The organism is Paenibacillus sp. J31R98 (genome assembly GCF_056269245.1).
In genome coordinates this window covers 97,046-106,951 of sequence record NZ_JBWDNO010000004.1, presented here as the reverse complement: position 1 = coordinate 106,951, position 9,906 = coordinate 97,046, and the positions used below count along the sequence as shown (strand labels likewise).

At 51.5% G+C, this 9,906-nt stretch carries 9 protein-coding genes; 2 read left to right on the top strand and 7 right to left on the bottom strand.

Annotated elements, in window-relative coordinates; translation table 11 throughout:
• Window positions 1-440 precede the first annotated feature (440 nt).
• The 3 genes from AC0YNX_RS16945 to AC0YNX_RS16935 all read right to left on the bottom strand — a co-directional run bounded on the left by AC0YNX_RS16945 (window position 441) and on the right by AC0YNX_RS16935 (window position 3,314).
• The gene (locus tag AC0YNX_RS16945) at window positions 441-1,379 is read right to left on the bottom strand and encodes a copper amine oxidase N-terminal domain-containing protein (RefSeq protein WP_475816878.1); all 939 of its coding nucleotides are present in this window, start codon (window positions 1,377-1,379) and stop codon (window positions 441-443) included.
• Window positions 1,380-1,734: 355 nt separating this feature from the next.
• Window positions 1,735-2,913, bottom strand: a complete 1,179-nt coding sequence (locus AC0YNX_RS16940) for a glycosyltransferase family 4 protein (protein ID WP_475816877.1) — start codon at window positions 2,911-2,913, stop codon at window positions 1,735-1,737.
• 107 nt (window positions 2,914-3,020) lie between these two features.
• Window positions 3,021-3,314: a hypothetical protein gene (locus tag AC0YNX_RS16935; RefSeq protein ID WP_475816876.1), complete on the bottom strand. Its 294-nt coding sequence runs from the start codon at window positions 3,312-3,314 to the stop codon at window positions 3,021-3,023.
• A 159-nt stretch (window positions 3,315-3,473) separates the two neighbouring features.
• Here AC0YNX_RS16935 and asd point away from each other — a divergent pair, with 159 nt between their 5' ends.
• Entirely contained in the window at window positions 3,474-4,262 is a 789-nt protein-coding gene (gene asd / locus AC0YNX_RS16930) for an archaetidylserine decarboxylase (protein ID WP_475816875.1), read from the top strand.
• A gap of 57 nt (window positions 4,263-4,319) precedes the next feature.
• On the opposite strand, the gene AC0YNX_RS16925 is transcribed toward asd, so the two are convergent.
• Window positions 4,320-5,105, bottom strand: a complete 786-nt coding sequence (locus AC0YNX_RS16925; protein ID WP_475816874.1) for a helix-turn-helix domain-containing protein — start codon at window positions 5,103-5,105, stop codon at window positions 4,320-4,322.
• Window positions 5,106-5,336: 231 nt separating this feature from the next.
• On the opposite strand from AC0YNX_RS16925, the gene AC0YNX_RS16920 reads away from it, so the two are divergent.
• Window positions 5,337-6,641: an aminotransferase class I/II-fold pyridoxal phosphate-dependent enzyme gene (locus AC0YNX_RS16920; protein ID WP_475817228.1), complete on the top strand. Its 1,305-nt coding sequence runs from the start codon at window positions 5,337-5,339 to the stop codon at window positions 6,639-6,641.
• A gap of 148 nt (window positions 6,642-6,789) precedes the next feature.
• On the opposite strand, the gene AC0YNX_RS16915 is transcribed toward AC0YNX_RS16920, so the two are convergent.
• From AC0YNX_RS16915 to AC0YNX_RS16905, 3 genes are read right to left on the bottom strand one after another with little or no spacing between them, the layout of a single operon-like run.
• Window positions 6,790-8,190 carry an LLM class flavin-dependent oxidoreductase gene (locus AC0YNX_RS16915; protein ID WP_475816873.1) on the bottom strand — a complete coding sequence of 467 codons (1,401 nt, stop codon included), beginning with the start codon at window positions 8,188-8,190 and terminating at the stop codon, window positions 6,790-6,792.
• Window positions 8,191-8,223: 33 nt separating this feature from the next.
• Window positions 8,224-8,703, bottom strand: a complete 480-nt coding sequence (locus AC0YNX_RS16910) for a DinB family protein (protein ID WP_475816872.1) — start codon at window positions 8,701-8,703, stop codon at window positions 8,224-8,226.
• Window positions 8,704-8,739: 36 nt separating this feature from the next.
• Window positions 8,740-9,900 (bottom strand): amidohydrolase, encoded by a 1,161-nt coding sequence (locus tag AC0YNX_RS16905; protein ID WP_475816871.1) that lies wholly within the window; start codon window positions 9,898-9,900, stop codon window positions 8,740-8,742.
• Window positions 9,901-9,906 lie beyond the last annotated feature (6 nt).

The window sequence follows — 9,906 nt, the reverse complement described above, 5'->3', positions numbered from 1 at the left end:
TCGTCGTCCGATTCCCTGAAGAATCTTTCCATATATCATAGTAGCCAAAAGCAACGGCATAACGAAGATTCCCTTCAGCAACCGGTTGGATATTCGAATTGCCACCTAGTGATGCAGCCTGCATCAATGAGGGGGGGTAAATGGACATTATTGATAACATTAATGTCACAATAACGGTAATTGAAACTAAATTTCGTATTAATCTCGGTTTCATCAGATCGACTCCATAATATGGTTATATTTTTTACTCATAACAAACGTTCCGATTCTTTCTTCGCTCTGATATAGATGTAATAAAACTTTATTCAAGTTTTTCTGATAGGAGAAAATAAAAAAACACCAGCAAACAAGGGGGGGGGGGACCCTGTGAGCTCGGTGCTTCCGGCTAAATTCGTCTTTTTCTTCTTTTAGGGAGATACTTCCAAAGCGCAATTTTTCTACTACAAAGGATTCTTCATGATTACACCAGTGTCTAAAGGTAGTTTCATACCCACGAAATCAATTTCTTTAAAGGTAAATTGTTTCCACTCATCTCCAAGTACTATCCAGTCTTTTCCTGACGGAATCGGGTAACAATTTAATCGAATATCATCTTTCGTTACACGATTATTAGCACTTCTCCAACGAATCGGTAAGTTTTTATTTTTTGTTAAATAATAAAAAGGAGTAAGCATTGTCCCTTTATCAGTTGAAGAAGTTTGGAGCACTTGTTCACCTTCAATATAAGCAAGATCCATTCGATAAAAGTTTTCACCAAAAACTGAGAATGGTAAGTCAGCTTCAGTTAAAACTGCGACATGATTCGGATCTTTCCGGTCCTGAAGATATTCTTTATACCCTGGATACTTTTTAAATAAAGTGGCTGCATCAACAATCTTTCCTTTAACTACATCCTCGATAGTAGGAATATTCTTATTACCAATCCAAACGAACTTCAAATCTTCATCATATTCAACCGGAATACCAAGTCCTTCACTAACTACACGTAAAGGTACCATTGTGCGACCGGAAATCAGTTGAATAGCCGAGGAAAGGGACAACTTGACGTTATTTATTAACGCCGACTTTGCGCCGATTGTCAGTTCCAGCTTTTTGTTCGCTTTCAACACAGTAATCTTCTTGCCAGTCGGAGTTACGACAGCCCCCATTTTTTCAGACACAAATCGAATTGGGACAAGGATTGTTCCATTGTCATTTACTGGCTGAACATCAGTTGCGATTTGCCGAGCATTATACAAGACTTTAATTGGCATTTTTGCGTTCTTAATGACAGGGGTTTTTGCAGCTGATGTTTCAGTGCCCTGACTCATAATCCCTACCAATGTCATCGTAGCAAGAACGGCGACCATCACTTTCGTTTTGTTAATGCTTTTCTTCATGACCTATTCCTCCTAAATTATCAAGTTGTTATATTCATTCGTAGATTCTGTAAGTCCTAGATTCTTCGAATCTAAACACTGAAATCGCCAAGTCTCCCAAACCAAACAAAAAAGCACCGCCTGCAAGCCAAATAATCAGCCCGCAAGCAGGTGCTTCCTACTTCGTCCATCTCTTATAGAGTATTTCTATTAATTACCATACTACTTAGTTATACGACAAATTTCAACCAAAATTTTCTTTAATAAAATTTTATATTCGCTCTCTTTGCAACTCTTTTCCGCATTTCCACGCTGTTCAACATGCTTTTCCTAATTACTTTCGCACTCACTATCAATACTCACTCAATATTCTTTACTATTTCTCTCTCATCCCAGCCTCGCGCTGCGCCTCATCGAACAGCTCCAGCCACCGCGCCGCGGAATGCTGCCACGTAAAGTGCTGCTCCACCCGCTCCCGGCTCCGCAGCCCCATCTCTTGCCGCAGCCTGTCGCTCTGCAGCAGTTCGAGCAGACGCGCTCTCATCTCCGGCACGACGTGATCCGGATTCACGAGATACCCCGTTACGCCGTCTTCGATGATCTCCTTCATCCCACCAGCACGCGTAGCCACGACCGGCAAGCCGCAGGCCATCGCCTCCACGTTTACCAGACCGAACGCCTCCCGCTTCCCAGACGGCACAACTGCGACATCCGCGCCGAGAAACCAGCCCGGCACTTCGCCATAGGGAACATAGGGAACGAACTGTACGTACCCTTTCATCTTCCTGCCAAGCCGGTGCAGCTCACGTACATAAGCCGTCGTTCGACGAGATCCATAGAACGCCCCGCCTACGATAACAAGCAGAACCGACGGATGCTCCTCGATGAGCCGCGGCATCAGCTGAAGCAGATGGTGCACCCCTTTGATCGACAACAGCCTGCCCATAAAAAGCACAACGCTGCGGCCAGCCCAGCCCCGCTCAGATCGCAGCAGCATTCTCCTCCGAGCGCCTTCTTGCGTATACTGTGAGACGAACCGCTCTGTGTCTACGCCGGGATACACGACCCGAAGCTTGTGCGCATATGCCGGTACGCGAGAAGCCGCATCTTCACGCAAGTATTCGCTGTTCACGATTACGCGGTCTGCTGCGCGAAAACTCCGCTCAAGCTCGGCCTCGCTTATCGCGCTTTTACGAATAAACGTAGAAGAGTGCAGATTGAGCCAGATTTTCCCGGATGGCGCAAGCCGCCGAAGCCGAAGCACATAACGCGGCCGATTCTCCACCTGCGTCAGATCAGGCTGAAAACGCAGCAGCGCGCGGCCGACCCGCTTCAGATAAAGTCGTTTGCTCGCAGCCGGAAACCGCTCCACCGCCGAACCGCTCAGCTTGCCTTTACTCCCCAGCGTCCGGCTGCTTCTGCCATATATGCACGGTTCAATGCGAGGAACGAGCAGCGGAACCAGCTTCTCTACCACCCGTTCGACAGAGCTGCTGTTCTGCGAAGGGAGCGGAAATGTGCCCGGCGTTACAAAAGCGATTCTCGGTCTAGCCATCCATAAAGCCCGCCTCTCATCCGAATAAGCTTGCTAACGTAGCATACGTGAAGCGGATGAGCTTGGACCCGCGCGAAATGCCCTTATTTCTTGTACCACTGCCTCTTCTAACTTCGCCTGTCCATCAGCTGCTGCACGAGCAGCGCCAAGCCATATGGCCCTAGGTAGGCTCCGCTCACAAGAAAAACCGGACTCTGCAGCACCTCATGCACCTGAGTCATAAACACCGTATCATCTAGTATCGTCCTCGCCACACTTGTCGCAGCCACAACGAAGAAGCCCAGATAAGACAGCACCGCCAAGCCATCCAGCAGCATTTTGACACCGTACGACTTTCCTCTCAGCCATATAAGCAGCGCAGCTCCTAGCAGCGCGCCAGCAAGAACTAATCCCGCCATCATATTCACCTCACTTGCCAGTATTCGCGCAAGTAGGCTGCTATTAAACGTGCTGGAAATGAACTCTATTGCTAATTAAGTCGCGATATGTCACACTAGTTCACAGACAACACAACAACGTAGAGTTCCACCGTAAACCGAGAGAGGACGTGAATTACCGGCATGACCAAATGGCTGCTCCGATCAATGACCGAGCTTAGCTCGCGCAAATGGATTTCGCGAATAACCGGTCGATTTGCCCAGTCGCCCGCTAGCCGGCGCTTTATCCCGAAATTCGCCCGTATGTACGGGATTGCTATAGAGGAAGCCGAGAAGCAGCTGCATGAATATGGCACGTTGAACGAGTTTTTCACGCGCAAGCTGAAGTCTGGCGCACGTACAATAGATCCAGACGCTGCTACACTCGTAAGCCCGGTTGACGCCCTTATTACCGGCTGCGGCCCGATCGAGCAAGGCACGATTCTCAATGTGAAAGGCCAGGATTACACGATTGAGGAGCTGCTAAACCGCTCGCCGCGCATGGAGAATTACAAGAACGGCTACTACATGGTGCTCTACCTGAGCCCGACAGATTACCATCGTATACATACGCCAATTGCTGGCACGGTTGTAGAACGTGAGCATGTGCTCGGGAAAGTATATCCCGTCAATGACTTCGGTCTTCGTCATATGCGCCGAGTGCTCAGCCGCAACGAGCGATTGATTACTTATATGAGGCATGCGAATGCGGAGACAGCCATCGTCAAAGTAGGCGCAATGAACGTCAGCAGCATCAAGTACGTACTCCCGCTCCGTGAAAAAATGGACAAGGGCGACGATCTCGCATATTTCGAGTTCGGCTCCACGGTTGTGCTCTTGACCGAAGACGACAGCTTCCTCCCGCGTCCTGACCTGAAGACAGGCCTCAAGGTACGGATGGGCGAACGTCTAGGCACGCTAACTTCCTCATAAACGCAGCAAAGCGGCAGGATCTCTACAGATCCTGCCGCTTTTTAATTGTCCAACATCCTAACGAATCTCCGACGGACTCTTCCCCGTATACTGCTTGAACTGCCTACTGAAGAAGAAGATATCCCGATAGCCAAGCGCGTCGGCAACCTCCGTCACATTCATTCCCGCATGCATGAGCAGATGCTGTGCCCGTTCGATCCTGGTCCGAATCATATACGTTTGCACGGAAGTGCCGATCATTTCCTTAAATTTAATGGAAAAATATCTTGGCGACAGCTGCGCCCGCAGCGCCAAATCCTCGACGCGGTGCACTATACCAGGGTTTTGCCGAATGTAGTTCGCAACCTCATGAATCGCTTCGGTCAGCTGATTGCTTCCTTTGCGCTCAACGGGATCTTCCATATCCTCTCGAAGCAAGTAGATCATGAGCTGCTTCAAGATCAGTTGCGCTTCTTCCTCAGCCGCATACGTCTTCACCAGGAACAACCGTACGTAGCGAGAGAGCAAATGCTCCAAATCTACTGTCTCGTTTATGATCCGATATGACTGCGGTACAAGATCCACCTGCTCAGCTACGTCAAAATGAATATATGTCAGTACTAGCGGCTTCTGTGGATTATGGGTAGCACTCGTATGATCGCCCGGCTTAAACAAGAAACAGCTGCCTTTGCTGACTTGATATGGCGTGCCGTTTAAGATGACTTCACCGCTGCCGCTCCATACGTAGAACAAATCGTAATTCGCGAGCGGCTTCTCACGCTTCTGCCACTTCCATCCGGGCTCGCAGACGATTTTGGCTAAGGCGGGCTTCAAAATAAAGGATGTCGGCGGACAGTGCAGCATTACAGCTTCCTCCTCTTGCATCGTACAACTCTATCGATGTCATCATACAATACTGCGATTCCTTTGCCAATATTGCGCCAAGCCGCCCGGGAACGCAATCCTGAAAAAAGTGCAAAAATATAATGAGATAACATGGTCTTCCACTCCGAATAAGTGTTATAATATCAGCTAACGGTTTCCTGGTGGAAACCAAAAATGAGAATGAATCGCCGGAAGGATGAAATGAAGTCCATGAACCCACTTGCTGAAGCACTTAACGCCACGATTGAGCGCGAGAACGGCCATGTTTTCGCGATGTTGTCCACACTCGGTAAAGCGATCTACTTTCCGAAGGAAGGCATTTTGAGCCAATCGGCCGAAGCAAAAGCAAAGGCAAAGAAGTACAACGCAACGATTGGTATCGCAATTGAGAATGGCCAGCCGATGCATTTGAAAGTCATCCAAGACACACTCTCCGCTTATAATCCGAAGGATCTCTATGAATATGCACCGCCAGCAGGCAAGCCAGAGCTGCGGACGGCATGGCGCAGCAAGATGTTGAAGGAGAACCCATCGCTCGCGAATAAAAACTACGGCAACCCTGTCGTAACGAATGCTCTTACTCACGGTCTTAGCATCGTCGCTGACCTGTTCGCAGATGCCGGTGATGCTGTCATTATTCCGAATAAAAACTGGGAGAACTACGAGCTAACCTTCGGCATCCGCCGCGGCGCAGTAATGGTAGAATACCCGCTATATAACAGCGAGAACCGCTTCAACGCTCAAGGTCTTCGCGAAGCATTGCTTGCGCAGAAGGACAAGGGCAAAGCGATTGTCGTGCTGAACTTCCCGAACAATCCGACTGGCTACACGCCGGGCGCTGAAGAAGGCCAGGAAATCGTAGCCGCGCTGAACGATGCGGCTGAAGCTGGCATCAATGTCGTTGCTGTTACAGACGATGCATACTTCGGTCTCTTCTTCGAAGGTTCGATGCATGAGTCGTTGTTCGGCCAATTGGCAGGTCTGCACCCTCGCGTGCTGCCGATCAAGATCGACGGCGCAACGAAGGAAGAGTACGTATGGGGCTTCCGCGTAGGCTTCATCACGTATGCAGATGCTTCGGACGCAGTCCTTAGCGCTCTGGAACAGAAGACGCTCGGCATTATCCGCGCGACGATCTCCAGCGGTCCGCATCCATCGCAGACTTTCGTGCTGAAAGCACTGCAAGCGCCTGAATTCGAAGCGCAGAAGGAAGAGAAATTCGCGATTATGAAATCCCGCGCGAACCGCGTGAAAGACTTGCTCGACAGCGGTCGCTTCGGCGATGTATGGTCGTACTACCCATTCAACTCCGGTTACTTCATGTGCCTCAAGCTGAACACGGTCGAAGCGGAGAAAGTACGCACACGCCTGCTTGAAGAGTATCAAATCGGAACAATCGCGCTAGGCGAGACAGACCTGCGCGTCGCGTTCTCTTGCATCGAAGAGGAGAACCTGGATGAGCTGTTCGATACGATCTATAAAGCGGTGCAGGATGTTGCGGTAGCCTCCAAGTAAGGCTCCGGAGCTCCGGAATTTGCGACTGGCACTCCATTGGTGTTCCACCTGAGTTGTGTCAGTTCGCATACTCCGCTAGCAATAAAGAAAGGGCAGTTATTCACTTGAGGTTCAATTGACCTCATGCGAATAACTGCCCTTCTTTTTATCACAATGCCGCTTGCTCTTGCGACTGCGACTGCGACTGCGACTGCGACTGCGACTGCGATTCTGATTGCTCCCCTTGCTCCTTCGCCAACACAAACCGATTCGCCGGAACCTTCAGCCCCAAGTTGCCGCGAAGCGTATCCGCTTCATATTCGGTGCGGAACAAGCCGCGCTGCTGCAAGAGAGGCACGACATGGTCGACAAAGTCCTCCAGACCATTCGGTACCGCAGCGGCGAGCATGAAGCCGTCAGCCGCACCACGAACGAACCATTCCTCGATCTGATCAGCCACTTGCTCTGGCGTGCCGATGAACTTGCCGCGCGGCGTCGCTGCTTGCAGCGCAACCTGGCGAAGCGTAAGGCCACGCTCCTTTGCGTCCTTCTTGATTTTGTCCGTACCGCTCTGGAAGCTGTTCTTGCCGAGGTCGCCAAGCTCCGGGAACGGCTCATCCAGCGGATACTGGGAGAAATCATGATGCTCGAAGAAACGGCCTAAGTAATTGAGCGCATTCTCAATCGTGATAAGACTCGCAACCTCTTGATACTTGCGCTCAGCCTCTTCTGCCGTCGCGCCGATAATCGGCCCGATACCTGGGAATACAAGCATATCATCAGCCGAACGGCCGAAGGCTGCTGCGCGCGACTTAATATCTTGATAGAATGCGATAGCATCCTCAATCGTCTCATGCCCGGTGAAGATCGCATCCGCTTCCTTCGCTGCATAATTCTTGCCGACTTCCGAAGCGCCTGCCTGGAAGATTACCGGCTGCCCCTGTCGTGAGCGCGCAATATTGAGCGGTCCCTTCACGGAGAAGAACTCTCCTTCATGATTCAGCGTGTGCAGCTTCGCCCGATCAAAGAAGACTCCTGCCGCTTTATCCCGCACGAATGCGTCATCTTCCCACGAATCCCACAAGCCCCGCGTCACTTCCAAGTATTCCGTCGCGATGCGATAGCGAAGATCATGCTCGGGATGCTCTTTCTTGCTATAATTCAGCGCCGAGCCTTCGAGTGGGGAAGTGACGATATTCCAGCCAGCCCGACCGCCGCTCAGCACATCCAGTGAACCGAATTGGCGCGCCACAGTGAATGGCTCGCTGTATGAAGTCGACAACGTTCCGACAAGACCAATATTCGAACTAATGGAAGCCAGCGCGCTTAAGAGCGAGATTGGCTCGAAACGGTTCAGGAAGTGAGGAATGGATTTCTCGTTGATATACAAGCCATCGGCAATAAAGATCAGATCCAGCTTGCCCGCTTCAGCCTTCTGCACCCAGCTCTTATAGAGTTCAAAATTAACGCTCGCATCCCCTTGCGTGTCCGGATGTCTCCACATGGCTGGATTTCCGCCGACACCGTGAAGCAGTGCGCCAAGTTTCAGTTGTTTCGCATGGTTACTCATTCTAGCTCCTCCTCTACCTATCCCTGAAATGGATTAAACGACAACATATGCGGAGGCAATCCGCTCAATCTGCCCAATATGAACGTGTACGTGTTTGATGAAGCCCCAAACCACATCGCGAACCGATACCGTTTCGCCTTTGAAGTTAACGCCTGTGCGTTCCCATTCGGAAGGAGTAAGCCGCTTCAACAGCAGAAGGTTATAGGTCAAATACGCTCCATAGAATGCCAAAACATCCTGTGCCCGGCCAACGTTTGCCCTCGACGAGGAGACCCACTCATCCTGATTGAACGCTGGAAGCTGAGCAGAAGAACCTGCTAGTATCTCACGAATGCGGAAGCCTACCACAATATGATGGTCCGCCAAATGCGAGAGCACCTCCGTCGCACTCCATACCCCAGGCGCCGCCTGCCAGTTCAGTTGATCCTCATTCAAGCTTGCAATTGCCTGCTGAAGCTGATCGCGCAGCGCTGCATAATCCAGAAGAAGCGTATCAATTTGGTTCTGTGTCATCCGTTATTCCTCCTATCCTATCGTGGAAATCGAATTTTATATCTCTTTCAAAGCCAGCTCTGCAAAGCTCGCAAGAAACTGCGCGCTTGGCAGCAGCGCTTCCTCATTCACGTCAAACTTCGGATGATGCCACTCCTGGCTGCCGCCGACACCCATGAAGACGAACAATCCAGGCACCTCTTGCTGATAGAAGGCGAAGTCTTCCCCAGCCGGCGAAGGAACCGGCACAATCGCCTGAAGCCCTGCCTCCTGCGCAGCTCTCACGCCAATCTCCGCAAGCGCCGCGTCATTCACAACAGGCGGCGGACCTTCTATCCAGCGCACATGCGCCTTCGTTCCGAAAGCAGCGGCAACGCCCGCTACCACTTCGTCGAATCGCGCCAGCACACGCTCGCGCACCTCCGAGCCAAATGATCGCACCGTTCCTTCCAGCACAGCCTGCTGCGGAATGACATTCCAAGCGGTTCCGCTATGCAGCTTCGTCACACTAATGACGGCGCTCTCCAGCGGACCGACATTCCGGCTCACGACCGTTTGGAGCGCCGTGATGATATGCGCTGCCGTAATGATCGGATCAAGCCCTGCCTCCGGAACGGCAGCATGTGAGCCGCGCCCTTCGACTTCAACAACGAAGCCGTCGGCTGCCGCCATGATCGCACCTTCTTTGATACCAACGGTGCCGACCGGCAGATCCGGCTTGTTATGCATGCCGACTATAGCGCTGACGCCTTCCAGCGCACCTGCGGCAATCAACTGCTGTGCGCCTTTCGCCTTCTCTTCGGCGGGCTGGAACAGGAGCCGCACCGTCCCCCGCAGCTCATGCTCGCGCTCCTTCAAGAGCAGCGCCGCGCCAATGGCAGCGGCCGTATGGAAATCATGCCCGCAAGCATGCATCCTGCCAGGATATCGCGAAGCGAACAATAATCCCGTCTCCTCCTGAATCGGCAGTGCATCGATATCCGCACGAATGGCAACCACCGGTCCAGGCAGCAACCCGCCAATCTCGGCGATCAACCCCGTCCGCAGAACGGCATAGCCATCCGAAACGGCAATCTCTGCCTCCTCTAGCCAACGACGAATGGATGCTGTCGTCTCGAACTCCTCATGAGACAGCTCAGGATGCTCATGCAGATGACGCCGCACCGCTATGAGCCGCTCAGCTAAAGCAGAGCTTTCACTTTCAACCGTATTGCTCATGTCCTT